Origin of the sequence: Marinobacter xestospongiae (genome assembly GCF_023156385.1) — a bacterium.
GTDB classification, from domain to species: Bacteria; Pseudomonadota; Gammaproteobacteria; order Pseudomonadales; family Oleiphilaceae; genus Marinobacter; species Marinobacter xestospongiae.
The window spans coordinates 114885-135836 of sequence record NZ_JAKZAK010000008.1 but is presented as its reverse complement, the minus strand read 5'-3'; the positions used below and the strand labels follow the sequence as shown (position 1 = coordinate 135836).

Here is a 20952-nt window from a genome sequence, read left to right as displayed (position 1 = left end):
CCCTCCTTTTAATGCCGCACGCATTGTTATCTCAACCCTGTTCGTTTCCAATCCTGAATGCCGGGCAGGCGACCTCAGCCGTACTGCCAGTCGTAGACCACTTCCACTTCGTTGCCTTTGCCCAGAAAGCGCAACGACGTGCTCAACTGCCGCAGCAGCATGATACCCCGCCCCGCATACTGGTGATCGTCTGGCCGCTTTGCCATCAGATGCTGATAATCGAAACCCTCGCCGCTGTCCCGACAGCGTATCGTCAGGCATCCGCCATCGGCACTCGGACGGTGGCTCAGGGAAAACCTCAGGTGATGCCCCTCAATTGCGGCCATGCGCCTTTCCCTCTCAGCATAGTACTGACCAAACCCCTCGGGGGAATTTTTCCACGCCGACGGCAGTTTCAGGATGCCATGCTCCAGGCCGTTGGTGTAAAGCTCGGACAACAGGGTATAGACCTCCCCGGCCCGACGGCGCAGTCCCGGCACTTCCATGCAGATGTGCAACAGCAGGGGCAGCGGGTTGAACTTGCCCAGGGTGGTGTCGTTGAGCTCATAGTCACACTGCCAGTCCGATGGCCCGGTCAGCGCCGACGGTAACAGTCTGTCGGGCAATTGATCCAGCGCCTCTTCATCCACCATTTCCAGGCAGAACACGGTGAAGTCGTCCTGCAGTTCGCGATCACCGGCAAAGACCCGCGCCGCGTTCAGCACCGACTGGAAGATGGCTTCGCTGCCACGGTGGTCGTCCAACGCCGTCACCAGACGTTCCTCACCGAACATCTGGCCGTTCGGTGCCTCCGCCTCAATCAGCCCGTCCGTCGCCACAAACAGGGCATCACCAGGTTCAGTGCGAATGACATCCACATCGGCGGCAAACCGTTCGGTGCTCAGCACTCCCAATGGCAGATGGGAAGACGGCAACACCAACCGCTCACCGCTGTGGCGCTGAAGGTAGGCGTCGGGAAGCCCGCCATTCCAGACCCGCAGTTGATTGAGGTGAAAATCGGCCTGGATAAACACCGCGCAACAGAACATCCCGGTTGGCAGGATACGCTTGAGTTTCTGATTGATCTCCCGCAGCACATCACCGCAGCCAAATCCCTTGCTGGTCATGCCATAGAAGATTTCCGCCACTGGCATCGCGCCAATGGCCGCCGGTAACCCGTGACCGGTAAAGTCACCGATCAGAATGTGCATGCCTCCGGCTGGTCGCGGGCAGGCAAACAGCACATCGCCATTAAACAACGACAGCGGCGAGGCGTGGTACCTCAGATTGGGCGAGTCCAGGCAGCCAGAGTGGGCAACGTTGTCGAACACCCGCTTGGCGACCTGCTGTTCCGACAACAGTTGTCGGTTCCGCTCGCTGATCAGGTCGCGCTGCTCGCTGAGGGTGCGGTGCATCAGCCGCATGCGGTTGAAGGCCTTGACCTTGGCCTCGAGGATGACCCGGTTGTAGGGCTTCGACATGAAATCGTCACCACCGGATTCCAGGCAACTGGCCAGGGTCTTGGCGTCAGAAATGGAGGTCAGGAATATGATAGGCACCAGCCGCTCGCCGGCCAGGCGCTTGATTTCCCGAGCCGCCGCCATGCCATCCAGACGTGGCATCATGACATCGAGCAGAACCATGTGGGGCTGGTGTTGCTCAAACTTTTCGATGGCGTCCTGACCATCGACCGCCCCAACCACCTGATGGCCCTGGCGCGAGATCAGCTTGCCCAGGATCAACCGGTCGGTGTCACTGTCGTCCGCGATCAGAATGGTCAGCGGGGCCTGTTCGGTCAGGGGTTCATCCATACCAGTCTCCCGCCACGGGCTGGCGCGATGGGCTACCGAATGGCGAACAGCTGTTCGAAGTTGGAGATGGACAGGATGCGACGGACATCGCCATTGCAGTTCTCGATGCAGATCTGGGCGGAATCACCGCCGGCGAAATCCCGCAGCAACAGCAGCATTCCCAGTGCCGAGCTGTCCAGGTAGGTGGTATCTGACATATCGACCACATAGTTAACCACTCCCTGATCACTATGTTCGTAGGCATCACGGAAGCTCTGGTGGGTACTGAAATCGAAGCGCCCCTCGATCTTGATCGTCAGGGTACGGCCATCGTCACTTCGACGTGTCTGGATCGGCATCCCGGGTCCTCCCTTCCTGGCTTGGTGAATGCGGTGACTGAGCGGGAACCTCTGACGGACATGACAGCGTCCCTGCCCCAAGGATAGCCCAGCAACCACAAAATGCATCAGTCATTTCAGTTTGTTGGCAGTGGCGGGATATTCCTGGCAGTGCAATCAGCGACGGCGACCGAAGGCACGGCCGGCGGCTTCGTCCATGGCCTTCTGGTCCCGGGCATCCTGCGCCCGCTGTTCCTGTTCCCGACAACTGTCGATAAAGCGCGCCATGCCCCGGCGGCGCTCATAGGCCTGTTGCCAGTCCTGCCGGCATTGCTCCATTTGCTCCTTGGCCTTCTGGACCTTGATCTCCTGCTGGCCAATAACCTGGTCAAGCTGAGTAACGAAGGCCTGCCAACCCTGCAGGCGGGCTACAGAGACCGTGCCCTGCTGGTCATTGCGGATCTGCTGCTGGTAGCCCGCCTGGTATTGCCGCAACTCGTCCAGCTGGTTCTGGTGCTGCTGCCACTGGTCCCGGGCCGCAGCCAGCTTTTCCAACGCCTGCTGCTCCCGCCGCTGCTCCAGCTCCAGCACCACGGCAAGCCGTTGCGAGCGCAGCATCAGCTAGTCTCCTGGCGGGCCTGGCCCCTGGCTTTCGGAACCACACTCTGTAATTGTTCAATCGCGGCCGCCAGAGGCGCACTTTCCCGTAGCCCCTGGCGCAGGAACTGGCGCATGCTGTCGATGTGGGCAATGGCAACGTCGGTTTCAGGGTCGGAACCCTGGACATAGGCTCCAACGCTGATCAGGTCACGGGCCTGCTGATAGCGGGAATAGACCTGCTTGAATCGCTGGGCCTGGGCGAAGTGTTCCTGTTCGGTCACCTGCGGCATGACCCGGCTCACCGACGCTTCTACGTCAATGGCTGGATAGTGCCCCTCTTCCGCCAGGCGACGCGACAGCACGATGTGACCATCGAGAATGGCCCGGGCGGCGTCGGCAATCGGGTCCTGCTGGTCATCGCCTTCGGTCAACACGGTGTAGAAAGCGGTGATCGACCCGCCCCCCGGACGGCCATTGCCGGTGCGCTCCACCAGTTGCGGCAGCTTGGCAAATACCGAGGGCGGATAGCCCTTGGTCGCCGGCGGTTCCCCCACCGCCAGAGCAATCTCCCGCTGGGCCTGGGCGTAGCGGGTCAGCGAGTCCATCAGCAGCAGTACCCGCTTGCCCTGGTCGCGGTAGTATTCGGCAATGCGGGTGGTGAGCATGGCTGCCCGCAAACGCATCAGCGGTGAGTCGTCCGCCGGTGCCGCGACGACAACAGAGCGTGCCAGGCCCTCTTCGCCCAGGATGTCCTCAATGAACTCCTTGACCTCACGACCCCGCTCGCCAATCAGCCCCACCACGGTAATGTCGGCATCGGTAAACCGGGTCATCATCCCCAGCAGCATACTCTTACCCACACCGCTGCCGGCAAACAGCCCCAAACGCTGCCCCTGACCCACCGTCAGCAGAGCGTTGATGGCGCGAATGCCGACATCCATGGACTGGCGCACCGGTGCCCGGTTCAGCGGGTTGATGATTTCGCCAGCCAGCGACACCTGCTGCTGGGTTTTCAGCGGCCCCTTGTCGTCCAGCGGATCGCCGGTGCCGTTGACGACGCGCCCCAACAACTCAGGTCCTACCGGTACCCGACTGGCAGCCGACAGCGGCACCACCCGGGCCCCCGGGCGCAGCCCCTCAATCGCGGTAAGCGGCATCAGGTAAACCCGGTCATCCTCGAAACCCACCACTTCGGCCTCGACATTCCCCAGACCCTGTCCCTGGATCAGGCAGCGGTCGCCCACCACCATCGGGCAGCCGACACACTCCAGGGTCAGACCAACCATACGGGTCAGACGACCGGACAACTCCGGTTCAAGTTTAGGGGGGAGATAATCTTTCAGGCGTTCGAGGCGCTCAGCCAGACTGGTCGTCATCGGGAGCCTCCTGCTGACCGGGATCGGCAAGCACATCACCGTGGTAATCCGACAGGTCACCCATCATGTCACTCAGTTCCGCGCTGTCGCCCGGCTCTTCACTGGCCAGCTGCTGGTTCAACATGCTCTGGACAGCTTTCTGGAAGCGCTTCTCAACGGTGAAATCCACCAGGCTGTGACGGGTTTCCACCTTACAGCCGCCGGCAAGGATGGTGGGATCTTCGATAATGGACGTATCGGCTTCGTAGTCGTCGGCGACCTGGTGGACCCATTCCGCATCGGCGGGATTGACCGACAGCCGGACGTTGTCCCGGGTGGACGGCAGCGCTGCCAGGGCCTGACGTACCACGATGGCAATGTGGGAGGAGTCGATGCTCAGTTCCCGGAACACCACCGCCCGGGCCAGCACAGTGGTGACGTTAACCAGGGCCGTTTCAAGCTCATCTTCGTGACGCTGGATAGGCAGCAGCAGCTCCCCCAGCAGCGACTCCAGGTTCGCCAGTTTGGCCTCCACCTCACCGCGGGTCTGACTGAGCGCCTCTTCATGGCCGCTGGCGCGACCCTCGGCAAGCCCGGCCTCATGCCCTTCGCGGAAGCCCTGCTCACGACCTTCAGCATGGCCCGCTTCAATACCGGCCGCGCGGCCTTCCTGGTGACCGTCGTCCCAGGCTTCCTTGCGAATCGCCTCGAGATCGGCCGCCGTCAAAGGTTTGACTTCCTCGATCTCCTCCTCGACCACCTCATTGCCATTTTCATCCAGCAACGGCAACTCCCAGCGCTCATAGGCGGTGAGAGTTCCGGAGGGGATGCGCTTGCGACGATCCTGGCTCATTACATCATTTCTTCGCCGGAGCCGCCGAGGGTGATCTCACCGGCTTCGGCCATGCGACGGGCAATGGTGATGATGTCCTTCTGGGCGGTCTCCACTTCACTGACCCGCACCGGTCCCTTGGCTTCCAGGTCATCCTGCAGCAACTCTGCCGCCCGCTTGGACATGTTCTTGAAGATCTTCTCTTTGACCCCTTCGTCGGCCCCCTTCAGGGCCACAACCAGCACATCGGAGGACACTTCCCGCAACAATGCCTGTATGCCCCGGTCGTCGATGTCTTTGAGGTTGTCGAACACGAACATCAGGTCCTCGATGGTGGACGCCAGGTCCGGGTCCATGTCCTTGATGGAATCCATCAGGCCGCCTTCGACACTGCGATCCATGAAGTTCATGATATCCGCCGCACGTTTGACGCCGCCAATGCGGCTGGTCTGGGTCGAGGAACCACCGGAGAACTGTTTCTCGAGGATGTCGTTGAGTTCCTGCAGGGCCTGGGGCTGGACGCTCTCCAGCGAGGCCACGCGCATCATCACATCCAGGCGCACCTTTTCATCCAGGGTCGACAGAATTTCGGCGGACTGGTCCGGATCAAGATAGGAAATGACGATGGCCTGGATCTGTGGGTGCTCGTAGCGGATGATGTCCCCCACCGCTCGCGGCTCCATCCACTTGAGAGTATCAAGACCGGTGGTGTTACCACCTACCAGAATACGGTCGATCAGGCTGGCCGCCTTGTCGTCACCCAGGGCCTGGGTGAGCATGGCGCGGATGTAGTCGTCATTGCCGACACCGAGGCCAGTCTGGCCGCCCACCGCATCCACGAACTGGTTCAGCACAAAGGTGACTTCATCCTTGCTGACGTCTTTCATCTGCGCCATGGCCATACCCACGCGCTGAACCTCCTTCGGGCCCATGTGCTTGAGAATTTCCGCAGCGTCAGCTTCCCCCAGGGTCATCAACAGGATAGCGGCCTGCTCCAGACGCGGGATTTTGCGCATCGGCTTGGCCGGCGCATCCCCCTGTGGGTTGTTTTCATCAGTCATCGACATTCACCCATTGGCGCATAACCTGGGCCACCCGAGCGGGGTCTTCGGTGATCAGGCCCTTGAGAGCATTCAATTGTCTATCATAGCTGTCCGTTGCGCCGGGCAAAAGCAGTTCATCCTCGGAGGAACTGAGGGCATCCCGCAACGAACCGTCACTGCCCAGCCCCTCGAGTTCGTCGTAGCCTTCGCCGCCCTCCAGCTCGCCACGCTCGCTGCGGCCGCCACCGGAGAGGTTCTTTAGGGTCGGGCGCAGCAGGCCCAACACCAGCACCAGGATCACAAAGCCCGCCAGCACCTGCTTCATCAGGTCCCAGAACCAGGGCTGCTCCCAGAATCCCGGCGCCTCGTAGACGACCGCTTCTTCCGGCGCAAAGGCCGTGTTCATCACCGTGACACTGTCCCCACGGGCGGCAGAGTAGCCCACCGCATCGCGAATCAGCATGGTCAGACGCTGCAGCTCCTGTTCCGGCCAGGGCTGGTAGCTGACTTCGCCGGTATCGGGATCGATCACTTTCATGTCATCGACAGCCACCGCCACCGTCAGGCGCTGGAGGCGCCCCTGCTGCTGACGAATGTAGCTGACGGTGCGATCCATCTCATAGTTGCGGGTCGCCTCCTCGCGGATATTGACCGGAGTCGCTGGCGCATCTTCATCGCCTTCGCCCTGCACCTGCTCCGGCACGGTGGCTTCACCCGGTGGCTGGTTTGACAGTGCCCCCGGCACACCGCCCATGAAATCGCTGGTACGCTGCTCAGACAACTGACGCTCGCTACGCACCGCCTGCTGGTCCGGGTTGAACAGCTCTTCTGCCTGCTCCACGGAGGAAAAATCCAGGTCCGCGGTGACCTCGGCACGGAAGCGACCATCGCCGATGATGGGGTCGACAATCGAGGCCACACGACGGGTCAGCCGCTCTTCCATACGGGACTGGTACTCATACTGGTCCTGCATCTGCTGACGATTGCCCTGCTCTTCGCGGTCCGTCAACAAATTGCCGTTCTGGTCCACGACGGTAACATTGTCCTTGTCCATTTCCGGAATGCTGCCCGCCACCAGGTTGACGATGGCGGAGATCTGCTCATGCTCCAGACGACGCCCGGCAAAGACATCCAGGAACACCGAAGCGGTGGGGGTACGGGCATCGCGCACGAACACGGAGCGCTTGGGAATGGCCAGGTGAACCCGGGCGCTGCGGACGTTGCGCATGCTGCCGATAGTGCGGGCCAGCTCGCCCTCGAGACCACGGCGATAGCTGATGTTCTCCATGAACTGGGAGGTGCCGAGGCCGCGCTCCTGATCGAGCAGTTCATAGCCCAGGGTTTTCTCGTCGGTCACTCCGGCGGCGGCCAGCTTCAGCCGGGCGTTATAGACGTCTTCAGAGGACACCAGCAGGGCACCGGTGCGCGGCTCCATGCGGTAGTTGATGCCGTTCTGCTCAAGAATGGAAGTTACATCGTCCGGGTTGTAGCTGGACAGATCGCCCACCACCGGCTGGTAGTTGGGTTCCTGAGCCCACAGCACCACCGCGACCCCGAGGGCAACACTGGCGGCCAGCCCCACCATCAGGCCAATCTGACGCAGCAGGGCCAGCCGGCTGAAGCCGAACATCAGGTCGCTTCTGGACTCCAGCCCGGTGGCTTCCTCATCCGCGGGCGGGTTGGTGGGGGCGGTTTCCGCAGGTACGCTGGACATGGCTTAACTCCGCAATTACACCGGCATGTTCATGATGTCTTCATAGGCCTTGACCACCCGGTTGCGGACCTGGGTCATTGCTTCGAAGGAGACAGACGCTTTCTGGGACGCAATCATTACCCGGCTGATATCGACATTGGGATCTCCCATGTCGTAAGACGTGCGCAAATCACTGGAGGTCTTCTGGAGATCGTTAACGTGGTTGACGGCCTGGCTTAGCATGTCGGAAAACCCCGGTGTTTCCTGGGTTTCCTGCACCTTCTGAGGCCGGTCAACCGCGCCACGGATGGCGTTGTCCTGCTCAACACGCTGATTCTGCATCATCTGCGACCGCAAATTGCGGATTTCAGAAAGCACATTGTTGATGTCGGCGCGTTGTACCATAGCTCCCCCTCTGATCGACCACCCCATGGCTATATCGCCGGTGTAATGGGCAGTCGACATCGATAACGTCAGTTACCGGCCTAAAATGCAAATCACGGGCCATCAAACATTTATCCTTATTTTACATGTCTTTATAGATATACCTTAGAGCCCCTCCCCTCGGGATCGCCGACTTTTTGGCGCCTCAAAGGCGAACCACAACACCTCGACCAGGGCGCTGAAAAGTTGTCACCCAAATGACACCATTGTAATGAGAACCATTCTCGAATAATGTATTCCCCAACCCGCAGAGCCCAAACCGCTGGGCAGCGGTTCCCAGCACCGCAAATGCCATCACCACAAGCCGGACCCGACGCCACCACGTACCAGCCACAATCATGTCAGCGACCACACTGGATACCCACGTTCCCCTCGATACCCTGTACCACAACCATCACGGCTGGCTGTGCCAGTGGCTTCGGGGCAAACTCGACTGCCCGCAGCAGGCTGCCGACCTGGCGCAGGACACCTTTGTCCGCATTCTGGTACGGGCCGAACCGGTCGCCAACCAGGCGCCCCGTGCGCTGCTGCGCACCATAGCCCGCGGCCTGGTTATTGATCACTGGCGTCGCAGCGCCCTGGAGCGAGCTTACCTGGAAGCACTGGCGCAACTGCCGGAAGCCCACCAGCCTTCGGCAGAACAGCATCACGAAACCCTGCAGACCCTGGAACACATCGCCGCCATGCTGGAGGGCCTGAAGCCAAGAGTCCGCACCGCCTTTCTGCTGTACCGGCTTGGCGGCCTCACTCATGGCGCCATCGCGGAACAGCTGGGTGTGTCCAGCCGCACCGTTGAACGGCATGTCGCCACCGCCATGCTGCACTGCTACCGGCTGCGATTCGATGATCGGTGACACTCCTGCCCCTGCGGCTAATACGCCCCTGTCAGACTCGGTTGTAAGAGCCGCCATCCACTGGCAACTGAGGCTTGAGACCGCGAACGACAGCCAACTGGTGCGTCGCCAGATCCTGGCCTGGTGTCGACGGGCACCGGAGAACGCCCTGGCCTGGCAGCAATTAGGCACCCTGCAGCAGGAGCTGAGCGCCAGCCTGGACGCCCTGGGGCAGCCCGAACTCGCGCTGCCAGTGCTGCAACGCGCCGGCACTGATCTGCAACGTCGCCGCACCCTGAAGCTGCTGGCGGCGACCCTGATGCTGGCAGGCCCTGCCGGTTACACCGTCCATCAGCATTCGCCATGGCGCTCAGACTTCACTACCGGAACCGGGGAACGGCGGACCCTTGAGTTGGCCGACGGCTCCCGTGTCATGCTCAACACCAATTCCGCACTGGATGTGGCCTTCGACACCGACTGGCGCCAGCTGACCCTGCACCAGGGGGAAGTGATGGTGGACACTCTGGGCGCCACATCCGACCCACGCCCCTTACGGCTGAGCTGCGACTTCGGCCACTGCCAGACCCGGGGTAGCCGCTTTGTAGTGCGGCAACACGAACACTACGCCCAGGTGGTGGTTGAGCAGGGGCGACTGCAGCTGCTGGGTATGAGTGGACGGGGGCAAGAGGCCGGTGCCGGCGAATCCTGGCGCCTGGATCAACACGGCGTCAGCCGGACCGGTAACGGCGCCCTGGAACCTGCCGCCTGGACTCGCGGCATGCTGGTGGTGGACGATATCCGGCTGGCGGAGTTCGCCGCCGAATTGGCCCGCTATCGCCATGGCTACCTGGGCGTCGACCAGCAGGTGGCAAACCTGAGATTGTCCGGCGTGTTTCAGCTGGACGATCCCGATGCCCTGCTGGCAGACCTGCCGCTGGTACTGCCCATCGAGATTCGGTCCCGCACTCGCTGGTGGACGAACCTTACTGCCCGAGGTTGAAGTCCAAGAGTTGAGATCCAGGCGTTGAGATTTAAGAGTTGAGATTGGGATTTCGGAATCCAACGAAAAAAACTGTCGGGATTTCCTTTCCGGTTCGGTTACAGGGTATCCAATCCACTGATAGCGGGACCCGTTATGCCAACACGCTCACTGCCACCAAGCACCCTATCCCCTCACGCTCACCACCTGACACCTTGTCGGCGTCTGGGGACGGCGCTGTGCCTGACCGCCACCCTGGCGCTCACTCCGATGGTCGCCCTTGCCGCCAGCGCCGATACCGCCAGCAGCGCGATCACCCTGACGGCGGGGCAGTTGGATGACGTGCTCAGCCGCTTCGCCCAGCAGGCCGGTATCACCTTGACCTTCAACCCGACCCTGGTCAGTGACCGCCAAAGCTCCGGCCTGCAGGGTCGCTACACCGTCGCCGATGTCCTGCAGCGGCTGCTGGCAGGCACCGGCCTGATCGCCCGACGTACCGATACCGGCTATGTGATCCTGCCCGCCGGCGATGACACCGGCTACCAGCTCAATCCCATCACCATCGAAGCTGACACCCTCAGCGGCGTCGGCCCGGTTGGCGGCTACACCGCCAATGCCAGCCGCTCCGCCAGCAAAACCGACACCCCGCTACTGGAAACCGCCCAAAGTGTTAGCGTGATCAGTGCCGACCTGATCGCTGACCGTAAAGCCACCAACGTTCAGGATGCGGTTGCCTACACCGCTGGTGTTCGGGTGGGGGAATCCGGCCTTGATCCGCGCTTCGACCAGATCCAGATTCGCGGCTTCGCCGCCACCACCACCGCCGACTTTCTCGACGGCCTGCGCCAACCCAACACCGGCTGGCTGTCCTACTACGGTACCGAGCCCTACAACCTCGAACGCATCGATGTACTGAAGGGGCCGGCTTCGGTTCTGTACGGTCAGATCAACCCGGGCGGCATGGTCAACCGGATCAGCAAACGCCCGACCGGCGAAGACCGGCACGAGCTGGAACTGCAGGGTGGCAGCCATAACCACTGGCAGGGACAGTTCGACAGCAACGGCACCCTGGACCAGGGTGGCGACCTGCAATACCGGCTGGTGGGCGTGGTCCGCGATGCCGAGACCGAGATCGAACAGGTCGATAACGACACCGTTTTCCTGGCTCCGTCGCTGCGCTGGCAACTGGGGCAGCGGACCCATCTGACCCTGCTCAGCCAGTACCAGGAGCGCCTGACCAGCGGCTCTCCACGCCCCTACCAGGACGGCACCCGCCTCACCCGGTTCTGGGCCGGTGACGAGGACTTCGACAAACTGGACCAGCGCCAGTACGCCCTGGGCTATGAGTTCGAACACGGCTTCAACCGCCTGTGGTCATTCCAGCAGAACCTGCGGGCCGGCCAGGTTGATACCACCAATCAATACCTGAGCGTCGCCGGTTCGTCCGACGATGGCCGCACTCTGGAGCGAACCAGCTACGGCATCTATGAGGAGATGGCATCGGTGGCGGTGGACACCCGCCTGGTGGGCAAGCTGGCGACCGGCCCGATCGACCATACCCTGCTACTGGGGCTGGACTACAGCTACATTGACTTCGAGGTGGAGTACGCCAGCGGCCAGGCCCCCGCCATTGACCGGTTGTCGCCGGACTACCGCCAGCCGGTGCCGCATCCGGACAGCGTCATTTCCGACCTCAGCGGCCGCAGCCACAACAGCGGCCTGTACCTGCAGGACCAGCTCGCCTGGGACCGCTGGCGGCTTTCGCTGGGCCTGCGGCAGGACTGGGTCAACAGTGACCAGCGCAACCACTTGGCCGGCACCGCCAGTTCCCGCCATGATGACCGCACCAGCGGCCAGCTTGGCCTGCTCTATCGCCTCGACTCCGGGCTGGCCCCCTACGCCAGCTTTGCCCAATCCTTCGTGCCCCAGAGTGGCAGCGACGCCAGTGGCCGGGATTACGAGCCAACCGAGGGAGAGCAGTACGAGCTGGGCCTCAAGTTCCAGCCGGGCGATGGCAACAGCCTGTACACCGCCTCGGTCTACCAGCTTACCCAGTCCAATGTCCTGACCGCCGACCCCGCCAACCCGGCAAACCGCATCCAGACCGGTGAGCAGCGGGCCCGTGGTGTGGAACTGGAGGCAGTATCCGAGCTGGCCAGCGGTCTGCGGCTGACCGCCAGCTACAGCTTCAATGACCTTGAGGTCACCCACAGCAACGATGGCAATGAAGGCAAGGCGCCGGTCAACAAGCCGGAGCAGTTGGCGTCGCTGTGGCTCAACTACGACGTCGCCAAGGGGGTGCTCAGCGGCCTGGCGCTGTCCGGCGGCGCCCGCTGGACCGGCAGTGCCTATAACGATGCGGCCAATACCAGCAAGAACGCCAGCTACACCCTGGTGGACCTGGGACTGCACTACACACTGCCGGGGGCGTTAAAGGGCATCCGCCTTGGGCTGAACGCCAAGAACCTGCTCGACAGGCAATACATCACCTGCTCCAGCGGCTACTGCTATCGCGGCGAAGGCCGCACCGTGATCGGCAGCGTCAGCTACCGCTGGTAAGCCCGGCGCCCTTCGACAAGCACCTTTCGACAGCCACCCGGCGACCCGTTTGCCGGGTGCTTTCGGTTGTGCCGGACCAAACACCCTTTGCACCAGAGGACACTGACATGAGCCAACGGCTTACCCGACTGGGTCTCCCGGCCCTGATCCTTTCTGCGTCGATTGCCGGCGCGGATACCCCATCAACAGAACCGGCCGGGGCCTCCGGGGCGGACAGCGCGGCCCCCGAAACCGCCGTCACGCTGGCCGGCACCGAGTCCTGGCATCTCACCAACGCCCAGGGCCGCCCCTACCACATCATGGTCAGCAAACCTCAGGGCGAGGTGCCCTATACCGGTGGCTATCCGGTGGTCTATGTGCTGGACGGCAATGCCTACTTTCCCGCCTTTCACGCCGCCAAGCAGACCCAGGCGGCACTTCAGCAAGCCATTGTGGTGGGCATCGGTTATCCGGATGAGCAGGCCCTGAATTTCCTGCGGCGCTCCTACGACTTCTCGCCCCCGGCGCCGGCCGGTCAGAACGAGCCTCCCCAGGGTGGCCAGGATGAGTTGCTCGACTTTATCGAACAACAGCTGATGCCCGCGGTGGCGGAGCGCTATCCGGTGGACCCGCATCAGCAGAGTCTGTTCGGCCACTCCTTCGGCGGGATGTTTGCGGTCTACGCCCTGTTCCAGCGGCCGGCGCTGTTCGACCACGTGGTGGCGGTCAGCCCTAGTCTGTGGTGGCGTGACCGTTACCTGCTGGCACCGGAGCAACGGTTTCGGCAACAGGTGGAACAGGGCAACGTTTCTGTGACCCACACCAGTCTGGCGCTGGTGATGGCGGAGGGGGACTCCGCCCAGGAGATCCAGGATGCCCAGGCGCTGGCCCTGCGGCTGGGGCCCCTGTCAGGCCATGGCCTGCGCAGCAGCGTGCGGATCGAGCCGGGTGAGGACCATATGTCGGTGCCCTACCGGGTGGTCTCGCGGGTACTGACGGACCTGCTCAGCGCCCGGCGGCAATAAAAAACGGCGCCCGTAGGCGCCGACGAAGGAGTATGGATTCAGGCTGTGGCCAGCTCGGCCTCCAGATCGATGCCGCAATCCCGCATCTGGGCCAGCTTGTAACGCAGGGTGCGGGGGCTGATACCCAGCTGTTCCGCGGCCCGGTTACGGCGACCGCGCTCGCGACGCAGGGTGTCGATGATGATCCGGAATTCTTTCTGGCGCAGGTCGTCCCCCAGGGAAGCCGGTTCCTGGAACACCTCCCGGGCTTCCGGCTCTGGCTCCGCCTCAGCGTCAAGCGCGGCTGGCTGCCGGGGCGGCTCCGCCACCACCGTGGTCCGCGGCACGATCGCTTCCGGTTGCGGCGCCGGGGCCACCTGACCGGTAATGCCAAATTCCAGACACAGGTCTCCGGCTTCGATCAGATTGCCCTGATGCAGTACCAGGGCCCGCTGGATGGCATTGTCCAGCTCACGAACATTGCCCGGCCAGGGATGGTCCAACAGCGCATCACGGGCACCGTTGCTGAACCGGATACCGGTCAGTTTCATCTTGCGACAGTGTTTATTGAGCAGCGCCTGGGCCAGCGGCATGATATCCAGCGGCCGCTCCCGCAGCGGCTGCCACTGCATTGGGAAGACCGTCAGGCGGTAGTACAGATCCTCTCGGAACTTGCCTTCGCGAACGTAGTCCGCCAGGTCCCGGTTGGTGGTCGCCAGTACCCGTACATCCAGGGCAATGGTCTTGCGACCACCCACCCGCTCGACTTCTCGCTCCTGCAGAACCCGCAACAGCTTGGACTGCAGACCGAGCTCCATTTCCGAAATCTCATCCAGCAGCAGGGTGCCGCCGTTGGCCTGTTCAAACTTGCCCGGTGAGGCGGCATGAGCGCCGGTGAACGCCCCTTTCTCATGCCCGAACAGGATCGCCTCCAGCATGTTCTCAGGAATGGCCGCACAGTTGATGGCGACAAACGGCTGATCGGCACGGGGCGACTGCTGGTGAATGTAGCGGGCCAGGACTTCCTTGCCGGTACCACTCTCGCCGGAGATCATCACGGTCGACTCGCTGGCAGCCACCTTGCTGGCAAGCTGGAACAGGCGCTTGCTGACCGGATCTTCGGCCACCGGCTGATCGCGCTTGCCGGAAGGCGCGCTACCGACAATACGGCTGACCGCCTCCACCAGCACCTGGGACTCGAACGGTTTCACCAGGTAATCGGTGGCGCCGGACTGCATCGCCGACACCGCCTGATCGATCTGGCCATACGCGGTCATCAGCATCATTGGCAGGCCGGGGTATCGGCGCTGGACTTCCGCCAGCAACTCATGACCGGACATGCCCGGCATGTTGACGTCACTGATGACCATGTCGACGGTATCCTCAGCCAACCGCTCCAGCGCCTGCTCGGCGCAATCCGCCTCACGCACCCGGAATTTGGCGAGTTCCAGGGTGGTCACCAGCGCTTCGCGCAGGTCGTGATCGTCTTCGACGAGAAGTATCTGAGACCGGGCCATAATCGCCTCCGCTTACTGACTGCTGTGATCTTGCTGATGAGGAGCACGACTGCACACCGGCAGCCGAATGACGGCACAGGCTCCTCCCACGGTGGGCGCTTCCAGGGAGAATTCGCCCTGATGCGCCTTGACCACCGCCTGGACAACCGCCTGGACAACCGCCAGGCCCAGCCCCGTACCGTGGGACTTGGTGGTGTAGAAAGCTTCCATCATTTGTCCGGCCTCGTTGGCCGCAAAGCCGGGACCATTGTCCTGGACCCGAATCTCCAGACCCTGACCGGTGCGCGTCAGCCGCACGTCCACCCGCGTCGCACCGGCCTCAATGCTGTTGTTGACCAGGTTGGTGCAGGCTCCGACCAGGGCGTCGCGGTTACACAGCAGCGACAGCCCAGTAATGTCTGAGGTCAGCGTTACCTGCGCACCGCCACCCAGATTGATGGCTTCAAGCGCCGACCCCAGGCCGGACACCAGCGCTTCTGCCGGCAGTTCCTCCGCCAGCCGGGTTTCACCCCGGGCGAAAATGAGCATGTCCCGAACCTGCTGTTCCAGGTGGGTCAGCCGCGACATCAGGCGACTGGCGCAACGCTGGCGCAGTTCCGGGTCGAGATCCTGCTCACTGAGGTGGCCGCCATACAGAATGGCCGCCGACAACGGGGTACGAATCTGGTGCGCCAGTGACGCCACCATCTTGCCCATTGCCGAGAGTCGCTGGGCATGGGCAAGCTGGGTCTGTAACTGACGGGTTTCGGTAAGATCGGTCAGCAGGATCAACTGACCCGGCTGGTTCTCCATGGTCCGGATCTCGATACTGACCCGGCGACCGTCCTTCAAGGACACCTCGTGACCATCGTCCCGGCGCGGTGCAAAGCAACGCTGAATGATGCTCACCCACCGCTCACCTTCCAGCGGTTCACCCAGCAGGCCCACAGCCGCTGGGTTGGACTGGGTGACCACGCCCTGGCTGTCGAGCACCACCACCCCGGCCGGCAGCGCCGACAGCAGGGTGGACAGGCGGTCCGCCAGCTGCTCTTTTTCTTCCAGCTCGCGCTGGCGTTGCAGGGATTCGGCGGTGAGTTCGCCAGACAGTTGATTGACCCGGGATTCGAGGGTGCGGTAGGAGTCCGTAATCTGGCGGGACATCTGGTTGAACAGGTCCAGGGCGGTGCCAACGGCCTGATCGTCCACCTGCTGGGGAAACAGCGCGGTTACCTTGTCGTTGGCATCGGCAGCGGCGTTGGTGGCGCTGTCCTGCTCTGACGCTGGCATGGAAAGTTGTGGCTGGCTCATGATTCCCCCTGACGACTCCCTGCCCTGGATGGACCACTTGATTCGTTTGCAGGGACTTAAGCCAGCTTCATGCCAACTTCACTTTTCTCTATGATTTCAATGAGTAATGAAAACCAAAAAGAAAAGGCGGCGATTTTTTGTCGCCGCCTTTCCGGTCACGGGGAATATCTTCTGGGGCCAACGACAATCCGTTGACACTCTTCTACGGCCCAATACCCCTATGCCCTACGCCTCTTCGGATTCGTTCTGCCGCAGACCGTGCTTGCGCACTTTCTCCACCAGCGTGGTGCGGCGGATTCTCAGCTTCTCGGCAGCACGGGCAACTACACCGCCGGCTTCATCCAACGCCTGCTGGATCAGCTGTTTCTCCAGGTTCGCCAGGTAATCCTTGAGATCAATGCCATTGACCGGCAGTAGCGCCGGCGCGTCCAGCCCAACCAGGCCGGGCACCCCGGACGGCATGCCGGAATCCTCGACCGGCCGGTTCTCATCGATATCGTCGACGTAACGGAACTTCTTCGGCAGCTCCTGCACGCCAATCACACCGTAGGGGTGCATGATCGCAAGACGCTCCACCAGGTTGGCCAACTCCCGCACATTACCGGGCCAGTCGTGGCGACACAGGCTCATAATCACCGCAGAGTTCATCCGCAGAGAGCCGCGCTTCTCCTTCTCCATGCGGGCGATCAGCTCGTTAATCAGCAGCGGGATGTCTTCCACCCGCTCACGCAGGGGCGGCATCTCGATGGGAAAGACATTGAGGCGGTAGTAGAGGTCTTCCCGGAACTCGCCCCCTTCGATCATGTCTTCCAGATTTTTGTGGGTCGCAGCAATCACCCGCACATCAGCGGACTGGGTGCGGTTGCTGCCCACCTTCTCGAAGGTGCGTTCCTGCAGAACCCGCAGGATTTTCACCTGCATGTTCAGCGGCATGTCACCGATCTCATCGAGGAACAGCGTACCGCCCTCGGCCATTTCAAAGCGCCCTATCCTGGCGGTGATGGCGCCGGTGAAAGCGCCTTTTTCGTGCCCAAACAGTTCACTCTCAAGCAGTTCGGCGGGAATGGCACCACAGTTGACGGGCACGAACGGCCGATCCCGGCGCGGTGAATGATAGTGCAGGTTACGGGCAACCACTTCCTTGCCGGTGCCGGACTCGCCGGTGATCAACACGCTGACGTCTTTGTCCGCCACCTGCTCCATAAGCTGACGCACCTGCTGCACACTGCGGCTGGTGCCCACCAGGCTGCGAAACAGTTGCACGCTGCGCTGCTGGCCACGCTCGCGGGAACGGGCGAACTGGTCGCGGAAGACCTGGGCGCGGTAGAGAGAGTCAACGAACTTGGTGTAGTTCAGTGGCCAGTCCAGACGGGCGATGATGCGGCTCTGTTCCTGCTCGCTAAGCCCGTTGAACTCCGGATTGCCGATCAGCAGGATGGGCAGCCCATCGTCAACACCGCAAACAGCCTTGACCGCATTCTCGGCAGAGTCCTCTTCACCATTGATGATCGCCACCGAGAGCGTATCCAACTGTTCGCGATCAGCCTCCGCCAGCAGTTGCTGAGCTGACTCGCCGGACACGACCTGTTCTTCACCAATAAATTCCAGGATCGTGGCTATATCTCGGCATCGGGAAGCATCATCGCACAACACCAGGACGTTGTTGTTCTTTGACATTCAGTAGGTTCTCTCGCAGTAGCGTCACTCGGGCTGGGTCAGGGTGAGCACCAGCAGTGAAAGTCCGTCATCGTTGTGCCGTATTTAAGACGGTTAACCGGGCTGAGTCAATTTTATGACGCCCATTGGCGACGGAATCCCTGTATCACCCTGACCCACCACCTCAGCGACCGGAGATGTCCTGATAGGCACGGGTTGCGTTCCGGGTCTGGCGCATCTCATCCAGCCCGGCCTTGGCCTCAGCCCGGGCGGTCTCAGCGCCGGCCCTGGCGTCGTCACACAACGCCTGAAGCTGCTCCAGGCGCTCATGAACCACTTCCATCGCCAGGTCACCATCATGATGACTCGCCATGACCTGATCGACCACCGGGCGTACCTCGGCATCCAGTTTCGCAATGGCCTCCCAGTCCTGTTGAGTCAGCGCATGGCGGATGGCATCCATCAGGGTATCCAGTTGTTCCAGCGAATTTGCCATAGTCTCTGTGTCCTTTAGTGACTGCTGTTACGGCTTTTCCAGCCAACCATCAGAGCATATCACGGCGCAGGGGCCCGTGGTTCCCGAACCGCAGGAATCCCGTTCAGGGTATTGCAGAGGGGTCCTGTGCGGCATTGCAGAAAGCATCCAAACACGGCGCCACCGGACAGAGCGTCTCAGATTGCTGTTGGCCAGCACTGGGCCAGTGCCATGACAAGAGGGAGGGTCGGGAGCCGGCAAGCCTGAAAACAGGCGCCGGCCTCCCTAATCAGGAGTTACCTGAGCAGCAGGAGATTGCCTAGCGGCGGGCCGCCCGACGGGCTGCGGATGCGGTGAATTCGCGACTGCGGAACCCGGGATCAAAATCGTACGGTGCCTGGTCGTAGTCCAGACCGTCGACATAGTAGCGACGGGCTTTGAGATCGTAGGTCATCTCCAGGGTGGTCCAGAACACCGGCTCACTGTAGTAACTGATGTTGTGGGCTTCGGAGACACGCCACAGGTTGTCGTCCTCGTCGTACTCTTCAGTGGCGAGAATCTGCCAGCTGTCCTCGTCCACATAGTAGACCCGACGGTGGTAGATGTGGCTGATACCAGTCCGCAGCTTGGCCTCAACCACCCATACCCGGTGCAACTCGTAACGGGTGAGCTCCTGATTGATGTGGCCGGCGCGGATGACGTCCTCCGCATTGTGCTCGTCCGAATGCAGCTCGTAGGCGTTGTAGGGTACGTAAATCTCGCGTTTGCCCTTGAGCTCCCAGTCATACTGGTTGGGCGCGCCGTTATAGAGATCTTTCTGGTCGACAGACCGCAAGGAGGACGAATCCGGCAAGTCGGTTTCATACGCCAGGTTCGGGGAGCGGCGCAGCCGGCGGGAACCGGACTCATAACGCCACGCCAGTCGCGGTGAACGGACCTGGTCCAGGGTTTCATGGACCAGGGTCAGGGTACCGGCCAACTTTGGCGGCGAAATGGTCTCGGTCTTCAGGTAGAAGATCTTGTTGTCGATGTCCTGCAGCTCAGCCCCTGGCTCGGCGTAAGCAAAATAGTAGCTGTACTCCTTGAGGATTGGCGTAAACTCTCCGCCGACGGTCGGCGTGGCATGGGCCGCACGGAACAGCAACTGCTCGCCGCGATACCGCAAGGTGTGGTTCCACATCACCTCGAGACCGTTCTGGGGAATCGGGAACGGACTGGTCATGATGGTGTTGCGAACACCGTTGCCGTTATCAAGCAACTCGGCAGTCAGCGCATTCTGCTTGAACTTTTCATAGACGTGCTCGGGAAACGCAGCGGTGCGACGGGTCTGGTACACCGGCAGGAAATAGTCATCGCCGTAGGTTTCCATCATCGCAATGTGGCCATCGGTCAGATGATCACGGTACTGCTCGTAGTTGTCCTTGGTGATGGTAAACAGCGGGCGATCTCCCGGGAACGGGTCGATCTCACGCTCCCCTGGCTGCCAGCCTTTGGGTGGCTCGGTCAGACCACCGGTCCAGGCCGGGATGGTGCCTTCGGCATTGCCTGCCCGCTCAGCGCCAACCGGTGTCAGCTCCTTGCCCAGTTTTGCTGCCTCAACTTCACTAACGCGAGCCTGCGCCAGTCCTCCACAGACCATTGCCGCCGAAGTACACGCGACAAGTATCAGGTTACGCATTCACTAACCTCCGCTCTAACTTACCTTTCACGGTTGTGTGGACGGCCCCGCGGCTACAGCAAACAGTCCAGACGGGCCGGTTTATCGGAGCGGCAGAACCACCCCGGGCACTTGTGGGCTGACTCGCCCGCAAATGACCAATATTACAATTTGATGTGCTTTTTGCCTGAATGCTTAATTTGTTACAAGGGCTTTTTTGTAGAATCTTGTCAGACGCAGGCCTGATCGGCTATTGATTTTCAGACTTATCAGCAACTTGCCTTAAGGAGCCTGTGATTCACTCCGGATCACGGCAATCGGCATTGAAGCGACGACAGTGGGAGAAATCCGTTGCCGGAAATGGTATGCTCAAGGGCTGTGCATCCAACGCTGGCCCCGGCCAGGCATTGAAAAGGTTCTTGATGGCGTCCCAGTGGCATTCTCTCGTTTCCCAGAAGCTGTTTCTGGCCAGGACTCTGCTTGACTCCGCAACCGACGGATCAAGCCAGCCAGTCCGTGAGGCCACCGCTCAGGGCAGCATCGAGCTCATGCTGCGGGCGCGTGCCCTGCTACTGATCATGGTCGCTGATTTCTACCAGCACAAGGACGCCAACCCCGGAGACCCGGATCAACTGGCCGCACTGATTGGCGAGGACCGGCCCGAAATCGCCATGCTGGAACAGCTTCAGCAGGACGCCAACAGTTGGTGGTCAGGCCTGGATCAACTGGCTCACTCCCTGTCCCGACCTGCCGCCAAACGCAAGACAGTCTCGGCAGACAACATTATTGCCGTATCGGCCGAAGCCGGCCCCGACAGGTCAACCGCAACCCTGAACAGCATGGCCACCGCCATGAAAGCGTTTGCGGATACCGTCGCCGAACGACACAACGAGTGGTAATCACCAGAGCCACCTCTGTACACCACCGAAACC

General features: G+C 61.7%; 18 protein-coding genes. 5 read left to right on the top strand and 13 right to left on the bottom strand.

Annotated elements, in window-relative coordinates; all coding sequences use genetic code 11:
- Positions 1-74: 74 nt before the first annotated feature.
- The 8 genes from MLD24_RS07955 to fliE all read right to left on the bottom strand — a co-directional run bounded on the left by MLD24_RS07955 (position 75) and on the right by fliE (position 8035).
- Complete coding sequence (locus MLD24_RS07955; RefSeq protein WP_248165953.1) at positions 75-1790, bottom strand: ATP-binding SpoIIE family protein phosphatase; 1716 nt, start codon at positions 1788-1790, stop codon at positions 75-77.
- A gap of 32 nt (positions 1791-1822) precedes the next feature.
- The gene (locus tag MLD24_RS07950) at positions 1823-2128 is read right to left on the bottom strand and encodes an STAS domain-containing protein (RefSeq protein ID WP_248165951.1); all 306 of its coding nucleotides are present in this window, start codon (positions 2126-2128) and stop codon (positions 1823-1825) included.
- Between the two features lie 156 nt (positions 2129-2284).
- On the bottom strand, positions 2285-2725 hold the full coding sequence (gene fliJ, locus MLD24_RS07945) for a flagellar export protein FliJ (RefSeq protein ID WP_248165949.1): 441 nt from the start codon (positions 2723-2725) through the stop codon (positions 2285-2287).
- Positions 2725-4083, bottom strand: coding sequence for a flagellar protein export ATPase FliI (gene fliI, locus MLD24_RS07940; RefSeq protein ID WP_227175450.1), 1359 nt, complete (start codon positions 4081-4083; stop codon positions 2725-2727). Before fliI ends, fliJ begins: the two co-directional genes overlap by 1 nt.
- The gene (locus tag MLD24_RS07935; RefSeq protein WP_248165947.1) at positions 4064-4915 is read right to left on the bottom strand and encodes a flagellar assembly protein FliH; all 852 of its coding nucleotides are present in this window, start codon (positions 4913-4915) and stop codon (positions 4064-4066) included. The genes fliI and MLD24_RS07935 overlap by 20 nt, the downstream gene beginning before the upstream one ends.
- Positions 4915-5910 (bottom strand): flagellar motor switch protein FliG, encoded by a 996-nt coding sequence (gene fliG / locus MLD24_RS07930; RefSeq protein ID WP_416381912.1) that lies wholly within the window; start codon positions 5908-5910, stop codon positions 4915-4917. Before fliG ends, MLD24_RS07935 begins: the two co-directional genes overlap by 1 nt.
- Positions 5911-5947: 37 nt before the next feature.
- On the bottom strand, positions 5948-7651 hold the full coding sequence (gene fliF, locus MLD24_RS07925; protein ID WP_227175447.1) for a flagellar basal-body MS-ring/collar protein FliF: 1704 nt from the start codon (positions 7649-7651) through the stop codon (positions 5948-5950).
- Positions 7652-7666: 15 nt separating this feature from the next.
- Positions 7667-8035, bottom strand: coding sequence for a flagellar hook-basal body complex protein FliE (fliE, locus tag MLD24_RS07920; protein ID WP_227175446.1), 369 nt, complete (start codon positions 8033-8035; stop codon positions 7667-7669).
- Positions 8036-8412: 377 nt separating this feature from the next.
- On the opposite strand from fliE, the gene MLD24_RS07915 reads away from it, so the two are divergent.
- The 4 genes from MLD24_RS07915 (at position 8413) to MLD24_RS07900 (ending at position 13449) form a co-directional block, all read left to right on the top strand.
- Positions 8413-8928, top strand: coding sequence for a sigma-70 family RNA polymerase sigma factor (locus MLD24_RS07915; protein ID WP_425562300.1), 516 nt, complete (start codon positions 8413-8415; stop codon positions 8926-8928).
- Positions 8918-9907: a FecR family protein gene (locus tag MLD24_RS07910; protein ID WP_248165938.1), complete on the top strand. Its 990-nt coding sequence runs from the start codon at positions 8918-8920 to the stop codon at positions 9905-9907. The genes MLD24_RS07915 and MLD24_RS07910 overlap by 11 nt, the downstream gene beginning before the upstream one ends.
- A gap of 135 nt (positions 9908-10042) precedes the next feature.
- Positions 10043-12445, top strand: a complete 2403-nt coding sequence (locus MLD24_RS07905) for a TonB-dependent siderophore receptor (RefSeq protein WP_248165936.1) — start codon at positions 10043-10045, stop codon at positions 12443-12445.
- 107 nt (positions 12446-12552) lie between these two features.
- Positions 12553-13449: an alpha/beta hydrolase gene (locus MLD24_RS07900; protein ID WP_248165934.1), complete on the top strand. Its 897-nt coding sequence runs from the start codon at positions 12553-12555 to the stop codon at positions 13447-13449.
- 38 nt (positions 13450-13487) lie between these two features.
- On the opposite strand, the gene MLD24_RS07895 is transcribed toward MLD24_RS07900, so the two are convergent.
- The 5 genes from MLD24_RS07895 to MLD24_RS07875 all read right to left on the bottom strand — a co-directional run bounded on the left by MLD24_RS07895 (position 13488) and on the right by MLD24_RS07875 (position 20041).
- Positions 13488-14945, bottom strand: coding sequence for a sigma-54-dependent transcriptional regulator (locus tag MLD24_RS07895; RefSeq protein ID WP_248165932.1), 1458 nt, complete (start codon positions 14943-14945; stop codon positions 13488-13490).
- A gap of 12 nt (positions 14946-14957) precedes the next feature.
- On the bottom strand, positions 14958-16232 hold the full coding sequence (locus MLD24_RS07890; RefSeq protein WP_248165930.1) for a sensor histidine kinase: 1275 nt from the start codon (positions 16230-16232) through the stop codon (positions 14958-14960).
- A gap of 225 nt (positions 16233-16457) precedes the next feature.
- Positions 16458-17909 (bottom strand): sigma-54 dependent transcriptional regulator, encoded by a 1452-nt coding sequence (locus tag MLD24_RS07885; protein ID WP_227175439.1) that lies wholly within the window; start codon positions 17907-17909, stop codon positions 16458-16460.
- A gap of 163 nt (positions 17910-18072) precedes the next feature.
- Positions 18073-18384 carry a flagellar protein FliT gene (gene fliT, locus MLD24_RS07880; RefSeq protein ID WP_227175438.1) on the bottom strand — a complete coding sequence of 104 codons (312 nt, stop codon included), beginning with the start codon at positions 18382-18384 and terminating at the stop codon, positions 18073-18075.
- Positions 18385-18682: 298 nt separating this feature from the next.
- Positions 18683-20041, bottom strand: a complete 1359-nt coding sequence (locus MLD24_RS07875) for a DUF1329 domain-containing protein (RefSeq protein ID WP_228752847.1) — start codon at positions 20039-20041, stop codon at positions 18683-18685.
- 344 nt (positions 20042-20385) lie between these two features.
- Between MLD24_RS07875 and MLD24_RS07870 the strand changes: the two genes are divergently transcribed.
- Positions 20386-20919, top strand: coding sequence for a DUF6586 family protein (locus MLD24_RS07870; protein ID WP_248165928.1), 534 nt, complete (start codon positions 20386-20388; stop codon positions 20917-20919).
- The last annotated feature ends 33 nt before the right edge of the window (positions 20920-20952 follow it).